Raw genomic sequence first — 20,060 nt, 5'->3', positions numbered from 1 at the left:
ATAACAGATGGCAAATACAATCCTGTAAACGTGAGACATTCGGAAAACCGGATGTGTACAGCTCACATTCACCATACGCCGGTATCCCGGGCGTAGGTGAAACAGAAAGGTAAAGGAGGAAGTATGAAGGGGAAATTCCGCATTTCTGCAATTCTTGTAGTAATAGCCCTTCTTCTCAGCACAGGTATTCTCAGCGCACAGGATCTTACGGCAGAGACCGTTGCGGCAGCTGTGGATATGATCTGGCTGACACTGGCGGCAGCACTGGTCTTTTTTATGCAGGCCGGATTCGCCATGGTGGAGATTGGACTTACCCAGGCGAAAAACTCGGGTAATATTATCATGAAAAACCTGATGGACTTTTCCGTAGGTGCTATCGCCTATTGGGCCATCGGTTGGGCCTTCATGTACGGTAATAGTATCGGCGGTTGGATCGGCGGTGCCGGCGGCGAAGCGTTCTTCCTGAACTACAGTCCCGCAGGTCTTGAAGCGTACGGCGTTTCCGCCATGACCGACATTTACCGGGACTGGATATTCCAGGTGGTATTCGCAGCCACTGCCGCGACCATCGTGTCAGGAGCAATGGCCGAGCGGACCAAGTTCACTGCATATCTGGTGTATTCGGTATTTATTTCAGCTCTGATTTATCCTATTGCCGGTCACTGGCATTGGGGAGGCGGTTGGTTGGCACAGCTCGGTTTCCATGACTTTGCCGGTTCAACCCTTGTTCACAGTCTCGGTGGATGGGCGGCCCTGGCAGGTGCCGTGGTTCTTGGACCCAGGAGCGGCAAATACACCAAAGTGGGAAACAAGGTAGTCACCAAGGCGATCCCCGGACACAGCCTGCCCCTGGCGGCTCTGGGTGTATTTATCCTTTGGTTCGGATGGTTCGGATTTAATGCAGGTTCCACCCTCAGCGGAAATGATGCCACAATCGGTCACGTTGCAGTCACCACCACCCTGGCAGCCAGCGCAGGTGCCATCGCAGCCATGATCACATCATGGGTATGGTTCGGTAAACCCGATCCCTCAATGTCACTCAACGGTGCTCTGGCAGGACTTGTGGGTATTACCGCAGGTACATGGGTTGTAGGACCAGGTGCTTCAATCATTATCGGTCTTGTTGCTGGTATTCTGGTGGTACTCTCTGTAGAGTTCTTCGATAAGGTTCTTCACATAGACGACCCGGTTGGTGCAATTTCCGTGCACGGTATTAACGGTGCATGGGGTACGCTGGCAATCGGTCTGTTCGCCAACGGGGTGAATGATCCCGGTGTTGTGGGTATTTTCTTCGATTTCTCAGCCGGACTGCAGCAGCTTGGAGTACAGGCGTTGGGTGTGCTGGCATATCTGATCTGGACCCTGGTTACCGGATTCATCCTGTTCTTCACAGTTAAGAAGACCATGGGCCTGAGAGTGGACGAGAAAGACGAGCGCACGGGTCTGGATATTACCGAGCATGCTACTGATTCATATGCCGGTTTCCAGATTTTCTCCAACCTTTAATCATACGTCGAGGAGCTATGCATATGAAATTGGTTACAGCATTTATTCAGCCCCATAAGCTGCACGATGTTAAAGATGAACTGTACAAGGCAGAGATCTTTAAGATGAGCGTATCCAACGTCTTGGGTGCGGGTCAGCAGAAGGGGTACAAAGAGTCGTACCGGGGGATCGCCTACGAGGTGAATCTCCTGAAAAAAGTCCGCATCGAAATAGCGGTGAATGACGAGTATGTCAAAACCACCGTAGATGCAATTATCAAAGGAGCCCGAACCGGAGATATCGGTGACGGCAAGATTCTGATCTCTCCCCTGGAAGATGTAATCAGAATCCGAAGCGGTGAAAAGGGAGAAGTGGCCATAGGCTGAGGTCCCCCGAATCAGCGGTCATATTAAGGAGGTCTTACCTTTTCATCACTTTTGTCCGGTGTCCCGGGCGCAGATCAGGCTGCAGAGCCTGTCTGCCCCGGCGGCTGCCGGACTTTTTTTTTCAGATGCAGAGAGTGCATGCCCCTGTTTTTTTCGGCATGCGTTTCATGAAAAAAGCGCTGGTGATGCTTCATTCGGATGCCGATCCTTAGAATATGGGGGTTGGTATGCAGACACTTAACGGCGTAACGGAGTTCCAAAGCATTCGAATTCGGAATCTCCGGGAATTCCTTCAGAATCATCTTGACCATTCATGGCTCATCGCCACCCTTCCCCCTCACCTCTTCACCGAAAGTCATATGCAGAACCTGAGAAATGAACTGTATGATATGGAATACTTTGGTGTAAGCGGTTTCCGACTGGAACACTGTCTCCAACTCACCGGAAAACTTCATGATGCCCTTTCCAAAATTGATATTTCCCGCCTGCGCACCACACTGAGAAGGAGAAACGGACTGGGATTGCGTCAGGAATTTGTTCTTTCCACCCTGGAAACGAACATTCGAAGCCTTGAAAACCAAATTCGGGAATTGACCCGCCCATAAATACCAGGAGCTTGAGCACATCCGCTGAATATCTGGTACAATGCTAAAATGTGGTCAAAGATATCTTTTCACACGTTATTTCCTGCAAGCTTTTTTATCCTCATTCTTATTACAGTTTCTCTGACTCTGGGAGTTTACAGCTATACATCTCAACGAACCTTTGTGGATCATGCAGATGAGATCATGCAGCAATCCTCGGATTTTATATATCAGCAGACCAAGGAGCATCTGGTCACCGCAAGCGATGCGGTTCAGCTTCTGCGGCAGCTGGCTGAGCATCAGGTACTGGACAGCCTGGATTTTCAGGAACTGAATGAGAGCTTCTACAGCCTCATGAATATCAACTCTCAGATTTCAGCCATATTTTACGCAACCCCCGACGGACAGTTCATTATGTCCAGCCGCTACAACGATCAGGATCCCCGGGGGCATTTCACAAAAATCATTCGGAATACCGGAAGCGCAAAATACATCTATTATGACTCCAACCAGCGCTTGCAGCAGGAAAAAAACGAAGTACCTGACACCTACGATCCCAGGAAACGCCCCTGGTATCAGCAAAGCGTTGGGTCATCCGATGAGATATGGACAGATCCATATCTTTTTTTTACCAGCCAATCACCGGGAATCACCACTGCACGGGCGGTGTATACAAATACCGGTGAGCTGCAAGGGGTTATCGGTGTTGATCTTACTCTTCAGAACCTCAGTGAATTTGTGGGACAAACCGCCAAACAATCCGACAGTTCCCTGTTCATTATTGATGAAAACCGGCGCTTTCTGGCCATTTCCGGAGGTATCACCGATACCATAGAGCCTCCGGGGGACAGGTTGAGCAGCATTGTGGATTACCGGAATACTGCGGTGGAAACTGCCCTCCTGCGCTACGGCTCTACCCAATCTCAACAGCGACTGTCTGATAACGCGGCTTCAGCCCAGCGAATTCAGCGGCTGCGATTCAGCCACGGGCAATCCAATTACTATGGAGTCTTCAGGAATATGTCCGCAGACGGTTGGTCGTGGACCATCGGCATGTTCATGGATGAGGATCAAATTTTGGGAACCCTTATTGAGAACCGCCGAATGATTCTCATTCTCGGAGGGGTAATCGGGATAATTTTCAGTATGCTGGGGTATCTTCTTTCAAGGGGAATTACCGCCCCGCTGAGGGAGATCCAGGATGCATTGAATATTATCGCCGCCGGTTCGTATCCTACCAAGATCCGCAGCAATTTCATCAGCAGGGAATTCAGCGATATTACTATCCACCTTAAGCAGATGAGTGACAACCTTCGATCCTACCATACATCCATGGAGGACTTGGTTGATCAGAAAACCAGAGAGCTGCAACAGGCCCTGGAAGCCAGAACCGCAATTCTTGCCGCTGTAAGTCATGAAATGCGGACTCCGTTAAACGCACTCATGGGCTACAGCGAACTGCTGAAGAATAGCCTGTCCGCCCCCTCTGCCCGGTCAAAATTGGATATCATGTCGGGGGAAGCAGGTAAGCTTCTTCATCTCATCAACCAGATTCTGGATCAGGAAAAGATGGAGACCAGAGGGCTGGAACTGAATGAAGAAGCAATTTCACTGCAGGAGATGAGCCGGGAACTTATCCAAAGCTTTCAGGTGCATGATCATTCTCTCAGACCCCGAATTTTTCTTGTGATGGATTCATCTATCCCTTCTTTTGTGTACAGCGACCGATTTCGGCTGTATCAGGTCCTCTCAAATCTTCTCAGCAACGCAGTGAAGTACTGTGAACGGGGAGATATTCACATGAGCATTACCCGTGCCGAGGATGGACTGTTTCGTTTTTCCGTACGGGACCGGGGTATCGGCATTCCGGAAAGCAAGCATGATGAAATCTTTGACGCATATAACCGGGGGGACGAGACGGTAGCCCGGCGTTTTACCGGAACCGGTCTCGGCCTTAGCATTTCCCGCCGGATTGTGGAACGTATGGGAGGCCGTCTGGAGGTAACGAGCAAAGAAGGTGATGGTAGCGAGTTTTTCTTTACTATCCCCCTGAAAGAAGCCCGTTCAGCTGAACAGCACCGGAAAGATGACCATGTTTTTCCAGCAAGGGAGACTCCCCGGAGTTTTCTTAAAGGCAGACGCGTACTCCTGGGCGAGGATTATCCGGTAACCCGGGAACTGATCAGTTACTACCTGAGCGATAGCGGATGCAATCTCGACAGCATGGGCGGCGGAAATGAAATTCTTGCCACCGCTGCCAACAAGCCCTATGATATCATTCTGCTGGATCTCCACCTTCCGGAAGTTGATGGTATTGAACTGGCAGAAAAACTCCGGAAACTGGAAGCACGGCAAAATTCCTGCTTCATTGCAATTTCTGCCGATGTGGAACTGGTTGAGCAATTAAATGATGGAAGCGGCCCATTCGATTCAGCCCTGCTCAAGCCCTTTACCAGAGAAGAGCTGATTTCAATTATTGATCGAAGCTGCCGGCACTCAGATGCACGGAAGGCACCTGCTTTCAACGATTCAAGTAATGGTCACAATACCCCCATTGAAATGGGCAAAGTGGTAGATACTTTAGATGGCGACAGTCATCAGGCATTCATTCTTCTGGAAGGCTTTCTTGCGGAGAGCGAAAAAAGCCTTCAGCAGCTGCAGGAACTCATGGCGCAGGAGAATTGGAAGGAAAGTCACCGCCTCGTCCACTCCCTGCGCAGCGGTGCGCAGCTGCTTTTCGCCGGGAGTCTGGCTCAACAGGCCGGTGAAATTGAAGAAATTCTCAAGTCCCGAATGGATCTTCACGGAACCGGGAAAGAAGATTCATCCGACGGGTACGAGCTGTTTTCCATGCTTCAAACTCTCTTTCAGGCATTTGAAGAGGTGCAGAATTACTGTGAGCAGCACATACTCAATGAAGAACTATGATCCATACAGAGTGCCCCAAAGAGTGTGGAAAGCAATCTGACAGGCGCTAGCGCATACCAAAACCGGCATAGGAGCAGCTCGGCAGCCGTTTCCACACTCTTTGGGGCTTTATCTGATTTAGAAGTTGATCACACCAGCTTCTGCTCCAGTTCGGGGAATTGTTCAATTTCCACCCGGTGAACAAGGTAAAAAAGGCTGGAAATACCCATCTTTTTCAATAATGGAGACATTTCCCGCCGTACTTTCAAATACCCGTAAAACTGCAGACTGTCCCCCCACCCTCTGGAAAAGAAATATCTGAGTATTTCCTCCTGGGTGTCGCTGAGCTCAACCTTGCTGCGGATGGCTTCGATGGCTTTATCAATATCGATAAATGTGAGAGCGCTTCTGAATCTGGTGATCACCGTAAGCATTTGAAAGAGAACCGGAAGCATGGCCAGTATCAATGCAATGCTGCTGAAAAACCCGCTGTTGTAAAGGGCTCTGCTTGTCTCTATCCAATAACTTGTGTGAATAAAATGGTCGGCGAAATATGCAGGAATCAACATAATGCACATGGCAATAAATCCGGACCAGACGCTGCGGTGAATGATATCCCCTTCACGGCGGTAGCGACGGTTAAAAAACAGAACAATCACACAGAGTATAAGAAGAATGACAAACTGCAGGGCATACCCCCGGCTGATCTGTTGAAGGATTTCCCCTGAATTTCGACCAAAAAAATATACGATACGATTGGCTGCACTTCCCGCGAAGACGGCTCCGGCATAAAACAGGGGAAATATCCGGAACACCGGCCCCTTATTCCAGCCGATAAGACGGAGAAACAAGTTCAGAAAATAATAGCTCAGCATGGCCACCAAGATGGTATCAAGAGCCACTGAAACATACAGAATGTTAAGGAAGAGTGCATTACCCATGTTGTAATAAATATACACGGTATTTTGAATGATCAGACGGAGCATTGCGAAAAGAAACAATCGGGTCAGATCCCGATAAAGAAGATCTGCGGTTCTCAGATACCAAATTGAACTAAGCCAGGCAATGCCGATGCTGACCATCATTGCTGCGGATGTCACAAAATAGAATAGCTGAATCATATTCCCTCATTATAAGATATGTTTAAGCGCTTCATCCAGTTGCTCAGGGTCTGATGATTGCTGAAACCCAATTCCCGTGCAGTGCTGCCGATCTGCCAGCGATTACGCAGTAAACTGTCACGTATGCGGCTGCGGGCGATTTCATCAAGTTCCTCCCGAAGATTTAATGCCCCGGAATAGTCCGTAGGATTCGTCTGTTCCCCGTCTCCGGGGACTACACTTAGCAAATCCATGATCTCCTCCCTTGATATTTCTGACGATTCGCTCCATAACGCCGCCTGTTTCAACGTGTTGGACAGCTGACGGATATTACCCGGCCACGGATAGGCATCAATAAAATCCTGAGCGTCTTCATGAAGAAAGCGGGGGTTCCACTGGGTATCCACCTTGCTGAATTCTTCGTTTATCCCGGTCAGGAGATGTTCACTTATGATCCGGATATCCTCCCTGCGTTCCCGCAGAGGCGGGACTTGCAGGATGGCTACAGCCAGGCGATAAAACAAATCGGCCCTGAAATTGCCTCTGTGGATTTCTTCGGGAAGATATCTATTGGTGGCGGCAATTACCCGAACATCGGTTGGTACCGGCTTGACTGCTCCCAGGGGCTGCACCTCACCTTCCTGCAAAACCCGCAGAAGCTTAACCTGAAGATCCACAGGCAGTTCCCCGATCTCATCAAGAAATAGACTGCCTCCCCTGGCCTGGCGGAATGCACCGGGATGTTCCCTTTCAGCGCCGGTGAACGCCCCCTTTACATGGCCGAACAGTTCAGACTCCATTAACTCCCGGGGAATCGCCCCGCAGTTAATGCTCACAAAGGGAGCATGTTTTCTCGGGCCGCTGTTATGGAGAGCCCGGGAAATCAGCTCCTTCCCAGTACCCGACTCACCCATAACCAGTACCGGGATATCAAAGAGCGCAGCTTTTTTTGCCCGGGAAATGAGGCGTTTCATCGAATTATGGGAGTGGATAATATGGCGGAATGCTGAATCGCTGGGCTCTTCCTCTTCCATAATCCTGGAAAGCAGGGCAGATATACCCGGAAGATTCCGAGCCTCCAGCTCGAAGGGCAGATTTACCTCCCGTATTCCCTGCTCCCTTGAACTTTGAATGAGCCGTGCCGGAAAGCGGCTCTGGGAGAATACCATCCAGAGGGCAGCCATTGCGGGAGTACCCGGCGATAAATGAAATACCCTTCCACCGTCGTCAGGAGGATTATCCTGGAGAGTCCTGTGAACAATCAGATAGATTTCCCGGTAATCTGTGGGATCCTCAAGCTCCACCCCCAGGGGATGGATGTTACATTGAATTCCAGCGGATTCCAGCCGGCGTGTAAGACGGTTCGCATAGTCCCGCAGCACCCCGGGACCTGCATTACTAAGAATATATGCCCGCTCGGGTTTCCGCACCAATAATGCCTGACAGAGGGGTCCGGGGTGCTCCCGATCATCGATAAGGCGGATATCGCTGTTTCCAAGCCATGAGTAGAGATACTCCATGTAGCCAATCATACTTGACATTCAACCGTCCCCGCAAGCTAAGCTGTAGATATGAAACAATTGAATCAGGCGGATATTTCCGCTATGCGCCGGGAAAACCGGCTCACCGAGGCCCTGGGCCGTCAAAGCATGATATACGGATGCATGAATCTTGCCTCCTCCTGGGATACAGCTCCTTTGACCGATGAGCAGACCGGACAGGGATTTGCCACCCTGGAAAAAGCCCTGGAACTGGGCTTCAGTACCTTCGACCATGCTGATATTTACTGCAGGGGCAAATCGGAGGAACTCTTCGGAAGGTTTCTGGCCAAGCAGGACGCGGGGTTCCGGGAGTCAATAATCGTGCAGAGCAAGGCGGGAATCCGGTTCCCCGATGACGGCGGCAGTGGAATGCCGGGACGTTATGACTTCTCTCCGGAGTATATCAGATCTTCGGTCGAAGGTATTATTGAGCGGCTGAACTGCGGATACCTGGATATGTTTTTACTTCACCGGCCCGATCCTCTGGTGGATATTCCCTCCCTGGGCAAAGAACTTCGGACTCTGCAGAAAGAGGGGCTGATTCACCATATAGGGGTAAGCAATCATTCGGGGGCCCAAATCGAAGCGTTGAGGAAACTCGGCGAAATAGACGTGGTAGTAAACCAAATGGAGATCAGCCTTGGTCACCGCAATCTTATAGAAGCTGGAGTGCTGGTTAACCAGAACCATGGGGACTCGGCTCCGAGAAACCAAGACACCCTGGAATACTGTATGATGGAGGGAATCCAGATCCAGGCATGGGCCCCCCTTTTCCGGGGCCGTTACAGCGGCGGCGGTACAGACCTTTCTGAATCCGAGCAGCGACTACGGGATTATGTATCTACCCTGGCTGATAAAAAAAACAGCTCACCGGAAGCCATTGTAGTTTCCTGGGTTATGCGGCATCCGGCGGGTATTGTGCCGGTGATCGGTTCCACCCATCCGGGCCGATTGACAGCCTGCTCAGGAGCTGAAAAGAGCCTGCTCAGCCGGGAAGAGTGGTATCAGATGTTTGTTTTATCCAGGGGGGAAGCATTGCCCTGAACCGCAAAATCGATAACCTTGTAAGCTCCATGGTAAATTCCGGCTTCAAGGTTATTGAGAATATTTTCACACATCATGGGGATGAGATCCCGGCTCTCACTCAGGAGATTCAGAGTTTGAATCAGATTATTTTCCCCAACTGTTTCCATGGTGCTGTCTCCGATCTCAGCTCCCCGAATTGCCCCCCATGCCTCGTGCCGTCCCACCCGCTGGATGAATAGCTTGGGAACCGGATAAAAGGAAAGCTCCGAAGGTTTGGTTATCAGAAGGTCGCAGGAGCGCATGAGCAGATTGGTGATGTACACCGCAGGAAGCACTTCATCATGGAGGAATACATGTACACCATGCACCGGTGAATCATAGGCTTCCCGGGCAAAGGCGAAACTGTCCTCCCAGCTGCGGTAGACCCGTGTATCAAGCCCAACATCCTCCAGAAAGCCAAGAAGAGGATTCAAGAGTTTTTCGTGGTCGCCCAGATTCACAAAAAGCGCCATCTGCTGCTTGCGAAGCTTCAAGCTCAGCTGCCGGATGATAAACTGGAATTTCTTCATCTGAGCCCCTGCTCCTCCAATTGTAAGCAGGAACCGCCTCGGTTCATCCCGTTCATGGCGTCTAATTCTGCGATCGCAGTCTTCCTGGGCGTTCACCACCAGTTCGTGATCCACAAAATGGCCGCTGTACTTCACGTGTTCGTCGGACATGGGCTTGAGCACCTGTCCCTTCCTGCCCATATTCCTGAGGGTTCTGTACCCCTGATATGCAGACGGTCCCTGAACACAGTGAATGCTCCCGGGTGCAAGATGAAATGCCAGGGCAAGGTTATCGGGAATAGCAGTAATGACCCGCTTCATACCTGCGTGAATTGCCGCCTGGGCAGCCCAGGGATGTACCGAGAGAAACGGAACATCTTCAGGAATGGCCCTGATATTCGGTGCGAAGAACCTGCTCATGTGCCAGTCACGCAACTGATACTCCAGCCTACGGGCAATTCTGTCGGTAACCTTCTCCCAAATCAGGGCATTGAACAATGGCAGCCGTTCACTGAGACGGCTGCCCCAGCTGTACAGTCCCTCAAGACCGGTTATAATTTTGCTGGCAATTGTTTTCGGATTTTCCAGAAGATCGAGCCAGACCGGTGTGTATCCCAGGAAACTGGCTACTGAAGCAAGTGCCAGTGCAATGCGGTAATGTCCGAAGCCCATGCGAATGGTACCGATAATAATCGGATTTTCAATGGAACTCAGATCGCAGTATTCGCCTCTATTCTCACCGGACCAATTCATTGGCTTTTCCCCGGACTTGAGATATCTCATTCCGAATATGCTGGCCCCCTTGGCTGCAGTATGGAGCGACAGGGGATAGTACAGAGAATCTGGATTGCCGTAGCGGCGTGCCAGACGCAGGTAGCGCCGACGGGCTTTCGCAAGAGATTTTTTGCTCATACCGTTTCCGAAGAGATAAAAATCCTGCTGCCGGGAACCTGGAAGATTGGGATATTGTTTAGACACAGAGCCTTCCTCAGATGATGTTGATGTATACTAGTGTAGGCCTTGTGAAGAGTATTTTCCAGTGCAGGGGCTTTCCCTAATTTCCTGAATTCAGTTCTGGCTCCAGTTCCCGAATTCCCAGCTCCTCCCGAAGTTCCATATAACGGGAGGGGGAACTTACCCGTTTCAGCTCCTTAATCAGATTTTTCAGGGTCTCCATGGTGTGAATATCTTTGTTGATAATGGTAATAAGCTCTGACTCCCGGAGTTCAAGGCAAAGCTGGAGCAGAACCTTGGCCACCGTACGCAGTGCGTCACGAACCGTCTGGCCAGCAAGAAATGCCGAGCTGTATTGGAGACTGCTCTCGAAGGGAATAAAAAACTGCATATCCTCATATGCGATCGGCCTGATCACCGGAACACCGGCTTCATTTTTTGCAGCGGAAGCATGGGCCAGCACTCTTGCCAGGGTTCGGGACATCTGAAAGTAGAGGGAAAGAAGCTCCGAGACGCTGCTGAAAATAGGTTCTTCGTTTGTAGTTACCGCCATACTTCCCTCGGAGAGCACTCTCAGATACCTCATCCTGGGGAATTGGGGAACCTTCAGCATGGCCTTGTCCAGTTTATCCTTAATATAGGCGATCCGCTTAAAATAGTTTGAGAACACCGCAGTATCGAATATCCGCACCTTCTTCTTTCCTGTGACGGTTACCTCAGACATAAGAATTCCCCTGAACTCAATTAGAACCTTTTGGGAGAATACCACCAGAAAACTGTGTAAATTTTCAAATTCTGGAGTAAAGCGGTCCTCGTTCCCCGAATTGCCGTTATAAAACTGCTTGAGTAGGTTCAGGTTATGGGTACCCGTCTTCCCTCCAGGAGGAAGAAGCCCTTTATACAGGGCGGTCTCATTGTGATTTTTCATCTGGTTTTTGACCGATAGAATTACCTCACTGGTGTAATTTTCCAAAAGCGGTCTCAAATGCTCATCTATATCAAAATGATCGGGATCGAAATAGCTACGGGTTTCCTGGGTAATGGTATCTTCAAGATCGCAGAAGCGCTTATGATGCATGGAATTCAGGGATACAAACAGGGAATAGAGGGTCAGACGCTGGGAATTTCTGGAAAGAAGCATCTGAATGGCCCGGATTATTCCGTCCACAGGAAATTTCTGCACATTCCCCAGTTTTGCATAGATTTCAAGCTGTCGTTCCAGAGATGCAAGCAGGCTGGGATCGCTGTAGAAGATGTAGTAGGCGGTTTCAATATGGCGCATATGATCAAGGATTTTCCCTGGTGACTGACTGAATGTTCCCGGTTCCAGGCCTGCTATATCCCGGGAAAACTGATACAGATATATGAGCTTATTGTATTCAAGCTTCTGGAAAAACCGCCACCCGCTCTCCACCACCGGATACAGAGCCTTATGAAGAGGTTCGGCCAGGGAGCGCTGTATCTGCTGAATAAACCGCTCAGGAAGCTGACTGTCCAGGCGCATGAATATGAAAAATGAAAACTTTATGATACCGTTATTCCGGGCAAACTGGCGGATTCCCAACAAATCCGAAGAGAGGTAGTGAAAAAAGCCCTGAACCGGAATATGGCGCTTGATACTCCGCCGGTTCTTGACAATCTCTTCTGGTGTTGGGTTGGGTGCTCGTTCCTCCAAAATGCTCTCCAAATAGGTGTAAAGGATATATCATGCCGCAATCTTCCAGGATAAAGCATACCGGAGGAAGCTCCGGAGGTCCGGGTATCGCAGGGCGTTTACACAACAACTGGTTTCTTATCGGGCTGTTGGCTATTCTCAGTATACATCAAATTTCTCCCAATTGGCACCCTAAAGATCTTCTAGAGCAGGTGCTTGAAGCTTCGACCATGGGAAATATCCTGGTTGCCGTTTTGTTTTTCATTCAGGGCCTGGGAATGGATGCCTCGGTTCTCGTGAGCCGAATGAAACGGGGAGACTTTCATCTTCGGAGTCAGGCGAACATCTTCCTCGTATTTCCCCTGGCATGCGGCATTCCTGCAGCTCTCATTCTTACATGGTTAGAAACCCTTCTCCCCGGAATACGGACATTAGGACTTCCTGCAGCGGTGCTGCTTCTCTCTGTGCTCCCCACCACGGTTTCAAGCTCAACAGTATATACCCGTTTGGACGGAGGAGCCTCTGAGTTGGCATTAATTAACGCCGTACTGGCCAATATTCTGGGCATCATTCTTTCGCCGCTGCTGGTTTCCCTGCTGCTCCCAATGGGAAGCACGGGCTTTTCAGGATCCGAAGCGGCCGCCATGATTTTGTCCCTCCTTTTCAATGCCGGTCTCCCGCTATTGGCAGGCACTGTGCTGCGGCGTCTCATGGCTTTGAGGAAATTTACAAAAATGAAGCCCCCCACAGGGGGAATTTCTCAGGTAATCATTCTGCTCATTGTGTTGATCTCCCCGGCGGAACGCTCAGGAGGACTGAGTGTAGGAGTATCGGTTCTCAGCGCAGCAACGCTGTATGCCGGTATTTCCAGGATTACCCTCTTGCTTGGACACAATCTTCCCGGGGATGAGCAAATCGCCCTCTATTACCTGGGGACTCAGAAAACCATGGCCATGGGCCTTCCCCTGCTTCATCAGCTGAACAATACGGGAGCCGCTGTGGATGGGGGAATAACTCTGCTGATTATATATCATGCAATGCAGCTGATTCTGGGGCGCATGAAACTGCCGGGACTTCACAGCGCCAGGGCAGCCGTCGGAGGATGAAAAAACGGACCGAAGGGTTGTGGCCCTTCGGTCCGTCATATTAGAAAGCCTCGAGAATTCTGTCCTTACTCCCTTCTGTCAAAGATTATATGTCACAGTTTCCCGCCATACACGCCAGCTCCTGGGCAGCGGTGGTCAAATCCTTCTCTTCATATCGGTAGATCTTGGCAAAATCGATTACCGGGAATTTCTCCGACAACTTCAGATATGTGGCTTCATCAATTTCTTCGTACGGCATTTGCTCATATTGGGCGTCAGTTGCGGGAAGGAAGGCCATTCCGCCGATTTTATCCTGATGCTCCCATATCCAATGGATAATATCGATTACTTCGTCCGGTTTATAGGTGATTGTGACGCTGGGATTGTGTTCGGTATAGTGCACCTTATTCTGGAGCCAGTACTCGCATTGTGCAATTGCGCTGCGGTCACCCCGTGTCTGAGCGTCATCAGGGCTCTTTACCGGAAAGTGGGCAACCCAGGTGCTGGCATTATCCGCATTTTGACCGTTCTCAGGATCCATGGGTACGCCTTCGTCTTTCAACACCCGGTATACCGGTGTATGCGCCCCCACCCTGACATTTCGGACATAGTAGGGAGCCCAGCGGGAGTGGAGACCGGAAGAGCTGTTCAACAGCTGACTGGAGTTACCTGAAGGTTTCACGGCAGTCACAGAGGCACTCTGATTAATGCCCAATTTTTTGGCATAGATCCGGTTGGTTTCAACCGCCACATAGCGAAGGCGGCTTTGAACATCCGGATCCTGAGCCAGAGGAGCATCCATTTGACCGTTCAAATCCACGCCCAACAGACGCTCCTCTTCGGAATTTTTCTTCCATACATCACGAAGACCGGGAAACTTGGTTGCCATACTCTGGATAGTACCAATCATGGCCGCAAGCTCAACCTTGTCCTTCAAATCTTCGAAACTGTCTGTGGGGCGGGCAACTGCGGAACTGAGATTACAGAACTGATACGGCCGGAGAATTATTTCACCGCAGGGATTGGTGCCGAATTCTTGAATTACCCGGCGTTCGGGGCGATTATCCACTGCCGCCCGGCGGTTGAAAATTCCCGGTTCCCCTCTGCCGGAACTCACCATATCCAGAACAAAGCGGGCGATCTCTTCCTGGGTAAGTTCCCGGTTGGGCCAGACCGCCGAATTATTGGCATTCCAGCGCTGACTGTTCTTTATCCAGAAATCCCCGTCCTTACAGTGACGCATATCGTTATCATCGTAATCAAAAAGACTGATCATGGCAGTTCGTCGCACACCGCCGGATACCGCAGCTCCGCCCACTGAACACATAATGTCATGTGCGTCCAGGCTGGTCATAAAACGTCCCTGACGGGCGAGGATCTTATCCCGGGCAAAAAGCAGCATCTGACGCAGAGGTTCGGGACCGCTGGCCCTCCCCCCTTTAATCTTCAGGGGTGCTCCCGCGGGCCGGACCTGGCTGAAATCGAATTCAACATCTTCACCGTCGAACCATGTTTCCAGACCATAGCGCAGGGACTTGGCCCACCCTTCGGAGGTATCTTCCACCACGTAGTTAGGACGCTTGGTACCGGTCTGGCGCTTAATTCTGGGCATCTGTTCGATGTACTGATGCTCAACCGAGTACCCCACTCCACAGCCATTCATGGAAATAATCAGAGCTTCCACAAACGAATCTATACTGTCCACCGGCAAATAGGAACAGTTATATATGGCGATGTTGCTTCGTTCAGCGGGAGACCCGGCCATCGCAAGAAGACGCATGGAGGGCATAACCTTCATGTCCAGAATACCCTTGCGGATGCGGTTATAATCGCTTTCGCTGAGCTTGTTTTTACTGAGCTCTTTCATGAAATCCACGGCTCGGTTTACCGTTTCGATCCAGGTTTCCCTGCGGCCCACATCATAGTTAAAGCGGCTGTATTTATCGTAAAACTGAAACTTCTGCAGCTGGGTGGGAAAAAAGCTGTCGGATTCATCGAATGCCTTTTGTACTTCCTGAGGAACCGGTCGGGTCTTCCGGATTTCGGCATGGGACGCCCGATAGAGGATGTAGGCCTTTGCCGCGGCGTACTCACCGGCTGCCTGGAGGACCATTTCCACGATATCCTGAACCTGTTCCACCGTAGGAGTCTGGTACTTCACGGCTACAACATTCACGATCTGGTTGGTGAGTTCGTCCAGATTTGCCTTGGGTTCTTCGCCGATACTCTGAAAACAACGCTCCATTGCCTTCTTAATCCGAATAGGCTCGAATTCCTGCTTGCTCCCATCTCTTTTGAGAATTGTTTCCGGCATGGTAAAACCGTCCTCAAGGGTGATATCAAGCGTTTCGTCGGCTTGAAGATTCACCTTATGGACATCAATGACTTTACCCTCTGGCATGGTGGCCCTCCCTTTGTTGAATATTCTATGAAGCAATTTGAAAACGAATACTTTCGAAATTGCCTGTATCTATGAAGTTCAGAACCGTAGGGCATGTATACCCTTTTGAGCTCAACTCCATTCCGGTTACTCTTCAAAACAGATGCCTTGAAGGATCATCACTATATTCAGTGGTTAAAAAGGCGTTTTTGCCGGTTTTGCCCACCACATATAGTGTGGTTGAAAATAATATATCATAGAGGAATCATGGCTTCAATCCGAAGATCAGCAAAAACAGCATCTTTCAAAATTAATTTTTGAAAGATGCTCCGATATCGGGCCGAAATCAATATTGTTTCAAGAATGAACTAGGATTTATCAAGGTCCTGGTAATTTCCAAAATCAATGATTTTCGAATTACCTCAAAAGAAAAAATGCGGAACAATTCCCGGAGCAACTGGTATTTGAAAGCCGCTTCCGTACGTGAGAAGCCTTCGGATAAGCAGCTAATCTGGCTTTTGCCTCAAGATCCGTTTACCTGATATACCCAGATTCTCAGGCCTTCGGGGTCGTCAATACCAAAGCTGCTGTGACCCCATGGATCTTCTGTGAGTTTCCTTGCAATCGGCATCTTATGGTTCAATAAATGTTGATATATGCTTTGCACATCTTCCACTTCAAGACTTAATTCAAGGTTCACCGGTGACGGAGCGTTTGGTACGGCGACATCGTTTAGCTGAATAATTTCGATTAATGCATTTCCGCTCATTTCACCCGGTGAAAGCAGTACTCCCCGGTCGTTAGTACCCCTGTCCCATTCCCGTACGGCGGTGAGACCGAGAATTTCTTCATAGAATTTCCTCATGATGTGGTAGTTCCGGGTATGCCGGACAACGGTAAATTCTCTGGTTCGCAGCATAGAAGCCTCCTGAATGGCCGAATTGTTTCTGGTTATAGCTGACCGGTTCTAAACCGGTGCATCATACCTCAAACTATAACTTGAATGATATTCAGTATCTACATGCTGAATGAAATTTCTGCTCACTACATAGTTGCGGTGTGCTCAATTTCACGGGTTTTGGAGCTCCGATTGTAATATTATTTATTTTTCGCTACTTTTTTTACTTGCTATTTCGAGTGATACAGGTGCATAACTGTGGACACAGCATTGGTGTTTTTCGAAGTCTTTCGTATCTTGCTTCTATGTAGACACTTAACATATCCACCCATATACAATCCCTCAAAATCTCAGATCTTGGCACACTCTTTGCATATAAGAACATACATGGAGGTACATTATGAATATTACAATCAGCGCAATTGAAGGCACCCTTATCGTGGCAGCAGGGATTATCCCTCTCATCCTTATGCTCGGCAGCATAGAAAAACTCTTGGCCCTCGTGGATGAATACCGATACCGAAGAAGAGTACGCAAACAACTGCGGCTCATACGGCAGAATTTTCACCACAGCCTGCATGATGCAGCATGAAATAACGGGTGATTACCATATTTCACTTCACCACATAAACTGAAATGCATCTTCATATTGCACTATAGGTCTAATCTGCTACAATTACATTCAGGAGGACAGTATGAAAAACATATTAGTCGCCCTGGATTTCACGCCTGTTTCCAATGTGATTGTCAACTACGCCAAGGAACAGGCAAAAAAGTTCGATGCCGATCTGACGCTTTTACATGTTGCCACCGCGGTGCGGGACCTGTATATAGGCTACAATCTCGGTTCCCAGGATATCCTCGGTGCCGGAATGCCCATGTATTACAGCGACGAAGGTGTAATGGAAGTTATTAAACAAGAACTGGAAAATGAACACGAGCAGCTGACAACGTATGTAAAATCTTTGAAAGGTGAAGATATCAGGGTATCAGCTGTGCTCAAACAGGGTCCTGTGGTTGAGACCATTCTTGAGCAAGCTGAGAAGCTGGATGTGGATTTAATAATTATTGGGAGCCATGGTCACAATCCCTTGAGGAGGGTAATTCTCGGTTCAGTATCCGAAGGAGTCGTGGCGGAATCCTGTTGTCCGGTGATGGTTATTCCGTCTGCATGCGGGGATGGGAGCTCCCGGAAGGAAGATACTCAAGAAGCTGGCGGGTAAAAGCCCCAACCGATTCAACATAAAACCCGTAACGCTCTCCACTCACCTTTTCGCGCTCACTGCTGCCTGCCAGAAAACGGACGGATTCCACCTGGTCTGAGGCAAGTTCAACCATCCCCACATCGGATCCTAAAATACGCTTTAAAAATCCCGGTTTTTCCGCATACAGTAATCGTGACTGGAGGAGTGGGATTTCCAATGAAACATCCACTGGCTCTCTTCTATTTCCTGTAAGAGATTCGACCCAGTCCTGTTTATCGAAAGCGAAATGAACAAGTACTGGAGCTTCGGAACCGCATGCAACAAAACACACCCCCCAGCGGGTGTTCTCCGGCCTTCCGTTTCTCACCACAGTAAGCTCGGCACTTCCAATGATTTTAAGATCCCTTCCGTAATACTTTTCCAGTACTTTTCGGGAGCTGTCTCCCTGATTACCACTTTGCATATCTGCTTATACCAAAAAAAACCCCCGGGAACAATCCCGGGGGTCTGTTTGTGCAGTTCCAATTACAGATCCAGCTCAAGAACATTTATTTTTTCTCCACCTTCCAGACCCAGCTTTTCCATTTTTGGCCGGATTACCGCAGCGCAGTATCCATTGTTGGGATTCTTTTCGTAAAAATCCTGATGATACTCCTCAGCGGGATAAAAATTACTCAGTGATTCGATTTCTGTAACAATGGGGTCGGGCCAGTCATTCTGAGCTTCCCCCATCACCCTTCGGGCGATTTTGGCTTGGGAGTCATCATGGGTGAGAATAATTGACCGGTACTGGGGACCCACATCCAACCCCTGCCTGTTTGGCGTTGTTGGATTATGAGCCTTGAAAAATAATTTCAGCACTTGCTCGTAACTGATTTTTTCCGGATTGAAGTATAGCTGGACAACCTCCGCGTGGCCGGTTCTTCCGGTACTTATCTGCTGATAGCTGGGATTCTCCAGCTCGCCTCCTGCATATCCTGATACCGCACCGTACACGCCTTCAATCGGTTCGTACACTGCCTCAACACACCAGAAGCATCCGCCCCCAAGGGTTGCAACTTCATGATTTTCCGGTACATCTTTCATATAATTCACCTCCGGACCTGAATTATTTACCCTGTTTTGCTCCTGTGCTCCACTATTTTCGGACCCTCCGAATGCAAAGATGGGAGGGGGAGTCAAAAGCCAGAATCCTGCAAGCATTATCCCGAGGAACAGATGCAGGGGTGTTCTCTTACGATGAAGGTTTTTCATAGTGTTTACCTCAGGTTTAATATACGAAGGGAACATAGAAAAAAGCAAACTGCTCCGGATTATTTCTGGCATCACGATCCCCATCTGATATACTGTAAATATGGATCAGGCATTTATCCGAAAATACGAAACAGCTTATGGGGATGATGAACTTAAACTCGACAGTTTCCTGATACACAGAATGGGTCTGCAAAAGCGGCATACATTCATCAAGGTCAAGGATTTTTTTCTGTATGCCGTTCCAGTAAAACTCGGATTCTCACAGGGTCAAATCCTTTTAAGCATGAGTGAACGGGAAATTTCTCTCCTGGATTCTGTGAAGGAAAGTCCCCAACAGCTGCGAATGCGTTTTGTATCACCCAGATTTTCGCAGGAAATCGGACTTTTTTTGAAAATTCTCATCCAAAAGATTCACGTTGGAAATGGAGCTGGAAACGCAGTACTGGTGGATCTTAAGCTGCTCTCCCCCTCGGACGATTTCAAAAGCATCCTCATTGACGTCTTTCAGCTTCATGACGAACTCCAACAGGCTTGGGAAGCCTGGAAAGAGAGCGAAACCAGGGTACCCACCAAGTTGATCCAGCAGGTTGATATCGCTTCCACTCTGCACCTGATTATTCCCGGAAAGGGCCGCTACAGATGCCTCATAAAGGATATCAGCCTTACTGCCTGCAGCATCTATATTTCCCAGGGGCTGGTTCCTGCACTGGAAAATGGTATTGAAAGACTTTCCCTGGAAATTGTATGGTCCCAGGGGTCTTTTATCGTTCCGGCAACAATATCAGGTTCAATTGAAGAAACACATCAACACAGTGTGAAACTGTTGAATGTGGCCATCCATTTCTCTCCGGCTCTCACAGATTTGCTGCTGCCATTGATTCGGATGATCGACGAACGGAAAGGTTCGCGCCACTCTTCCGATGGCGGGGGAAACGTGGATTCTTCCAATGGACCTGCCAAAGAAGCGGAAATTACCTGAGCATTGTTCAAAAAGCAATTTTGAACAATGCTCAGGTAACGTATCAACATCATAATTCACATACAAGAATGGAA

The 20,060-nt window shown here is 49.3% G+C and carries 17 protein-coding genes; 9 read left to right on the top strand and 8 right to left on the bottom strand.

Features of this window, described 5'->3' with window-relative positions:
• The first annotated feature begins 123 nt into the window (after window positions 1-123).
• The 4 genes from AC52PS_RS04505 (at window position 124) to AC52PS_RS04490 (ending at window position 5,383) form a co-directional block, all read left to right on the top strand.
• On the top strand, window positions 124-1,506 hold the full coding sequence (locus AC52PS_RS04505) for an ammonium transporter (RefSeq protein WP_495561843.1): 1,383 nt from the start codon (window positions 124-126) through the stop codon (window positions 1,504-1,506).
• Between the two features lie 23 nt (window positions 1,507-1,529).
• On the top strand, window positions 1,530-1,871 hold the full coding sequence (locus AC52PS_RS04500; protein ID WP_495561842.1) for a P-II family nitrogen regulator: 342 nt from the start codon (window positions 1,530-1,532) through the stop codon (window positions 1,869-1,871).
• Between the two features lie 227 nt (window positions 1,872-2,098).
• Entirely contained in the window at window positions 2,099-2,476 is a 378-nt protein-coding gene (locus AC52PS_RS04495) for a hypothetical protein (RefSeq protein ID WP_495561841.1), read from the top strand.
• 48 nt (window positions 2,477-2,524) lie between these two features.
• Entirely contained in the window at window positions 2,525-5,383 is a 2,859-nt protein-coding gene (locus AC52PS_RS04490) for a hybrid sensor histidine kinase/response regulator (RefSeq protein ID WP_495561840.1), read from the top strand.
• Between the two features lie 128 nt (window positions 5,384-5,511).
• Here the strand turns inward: AC52PS_RS04490 and AC52PS_RS04485 are convergent, their stop codons facing one another.
• Together AC52PS_RS04485 and AC52PS_RS04480 are read right to left on the bottom strand one after the other, a co-directional pair.
• On the bottom strand, window positions 5,512-6,483 hold the full coding sequence (locus AC52PS_RS04485) for a hypothetical protein (protein WP_495561839.1): 972 nt from the start codon (window positions 6,481-6,483) through the stop codon (window positions 5,512-5,514).
• Window positions 6,480-8,003 (bottom strand): sigma-54 interaction domain-containing protein, encoded by a 1,524-nt coding sequence (locus AC52PS_RS04480; protein ID WP_495561838.1) that lies wholly within the window; start codon window positions 8,001-8,003, stop codon window positions 6,480-6,482. Before AC52PS_RS04480 ends, AC52PS_RS04485 begins: the two co-directional genes overlap by 4 nt.
• Before the next feature lie 30 nt (window positions 8,004-8,033).
• On the opposite strand from AC52PS_RS04480, the gene AC52PS_RS04475 reads away from it, so the two are divergent.
• Window positions 8,034-9,047 carry an aldo/keto reductase gene (locus tag AC52PS_RS04475; protein ID WP_495561837.1) on the top strand — a complete coding sequence of 338 codons (1,014 nt, stop codon included), beginning with the start codon at window positions 8,034-8,036 and terminating at the stop codon, window positions 9,045-9,047.
• Here the strand turns inward: AC52PS_RS04475 and AC52PS_RS04470 are convergent.
• Complete coding sequence (locus AC52PS_RS04470; RefSeq protein ID WP_495561836.1) at window positions 9,008-10,555, bottom strand: DUF6938 domain-containing protein; 1,548 nt, start codon at window positions 10,553-10,555, stop codon at window positions 9,008-9,010. The two genes, AC52PS_RS04475 and AC52PS_RS04470, sit on opposite strands and share 40 nt — an antisense overlap.
• 76 nt (window positions 10,556-10,631) lie before the next feature.
• Complete coding sequence (locus AC52PS_RS04465; protein ID WP_495561835.1) at window positions 10,632-12,206, bottom strand: hypothetical protein; 1,575 nt, start codon at window positions 12,204-12,206, stop codon at window positions 10,632-10,634.
• Between the two features lie 32 nt (window positions 12,207-12,238).
• Between AC52PS_RS04465 and AC52PS_RS04460 the strand changes: the two genes are divergently transcribed.
• Complete coding sequence (locus AC52PS_RS04460) at window positions 12,239-13,291, top strand: bile acid:sodium symporter (protein WP_495561834.1); 1,053 nt, start codon at window positions 12,239-12,241, stop codon at window positions 13,289-13,291.
• A gap of 85 nt (window positions 13,292-13,376) precedes the next feature.
• Here the strand turns inward: AC52PS_RS04460 and AC52PS_RS04455 are convergent, their stop codons facing one another.
• Together AC52PS_RS04455 and AC52PS_RS04450 are read right to left on the bottom strand one after the other, a co-directional pair.
• On the bottom strand, window positions 13,377-15,671 hold the full coding sequence (locus tag AC52PS_RS04455) for an ATP cone domain-containing protein (protein ID WP_495561833.1): 2,295 nt from the start codon (window positions 15,669-15,671) through the stop codon (window positions 13,377-13,379).
• Between the two features lie 502 nt (window positions 15,672-16,173).
• A complete protein-coding gene (locus tag AC52PS_RS04450) occupies window positions 16,174-16,569 on the bottom strand; it encodes a VOC family protein (RefSeq protein WP_495561832.1) in 396 nt (131 codons plus the stop codon).
• A gap of 379 nt (window positions 16,570-16,948) precedes the next feature.
• On the opposite strand from AC52PS_RS04450, the gene AC52PS_RS04445 reads away from it, so the two are divergent.
• Complete coding sequence (locus tag AC52PS_RS04445) at window positions 16,949-17,140, top strand: hypothetical protein (protein ID WP_495561831.1); 192 nt, start codon at window positions 16,949-16,951, stop codon at window positions 17,138-17,140.
• 103 nt (window positions 17,141-17,243) lie between these two features.
• On the top strand, window positions 17,244-17,771 hold the full coding sequence (locus AC52PS_RS04440; RefSeq protein ID WP_495561830.1) for a universal stress protein: 528 nt from the start codon (window positions 17,244-17,246) through the stop codon (window positions 17,769-17,771).
• Here the strand turns inward: AC52PS_RS04440 and AC52PS_RS04435 are convergent.
• Both AC52PS_RS04435 and msrA read right to left on the bottom strand, forming a co-directional pair.
• Window positions 17,707-18,216, bottom strand: a complete 510-nt coding sequence (locus AC52PS_RS04435; protein WP_495561829.1) for a hypothetical protein — start codon at window positions 18,214-18,216, stop codon at window positions 17,707-17,709. The two genes, AC52PS_RS04440 and AC52PS_RS04435, sit on opposite strands and share 65 nt — an antisense overlap.
• 62 nt (window positions 18,217-18,278) lie before the next feature.
• Window positions 18,279-18,839, bottom strand: coding sequence for a peptide-methionine (S)-S-oxide reductase MsrA (gene msrA / locus AC52PS_RS04430; protein ID WP_495561828.1), 561 nt, complete (start codon window positions 18,837-18,839; stop codon window positions 18,279-18,281).
• Window positions 18,840-19,107: 268 nt separating this feature from the next.
• On the opposite strand from msrA, the gene AC52PS_RS04425 reads away from it, so the two are divergent.
• Entirely contained in the window at window positions 19,108-19,986 is an 879-nt protein-coding gene (locus AC52PS_RS04425) for a hypothetical protein (protein ID WP_495561827.1), read from the top strand.
• The last annotated feature ends 74 nt before the right edge of the window (window positions 19,987-20,060 follow it).

The sequence above is a fragment of the Salinispira sp. genome, from assembly GCF_059431795.1.
The sequence above is the reverse complement of the archived record's forward strand: the minus strand, read 5'-3'. Positions and strand labels throughout refer to the sequence as shown.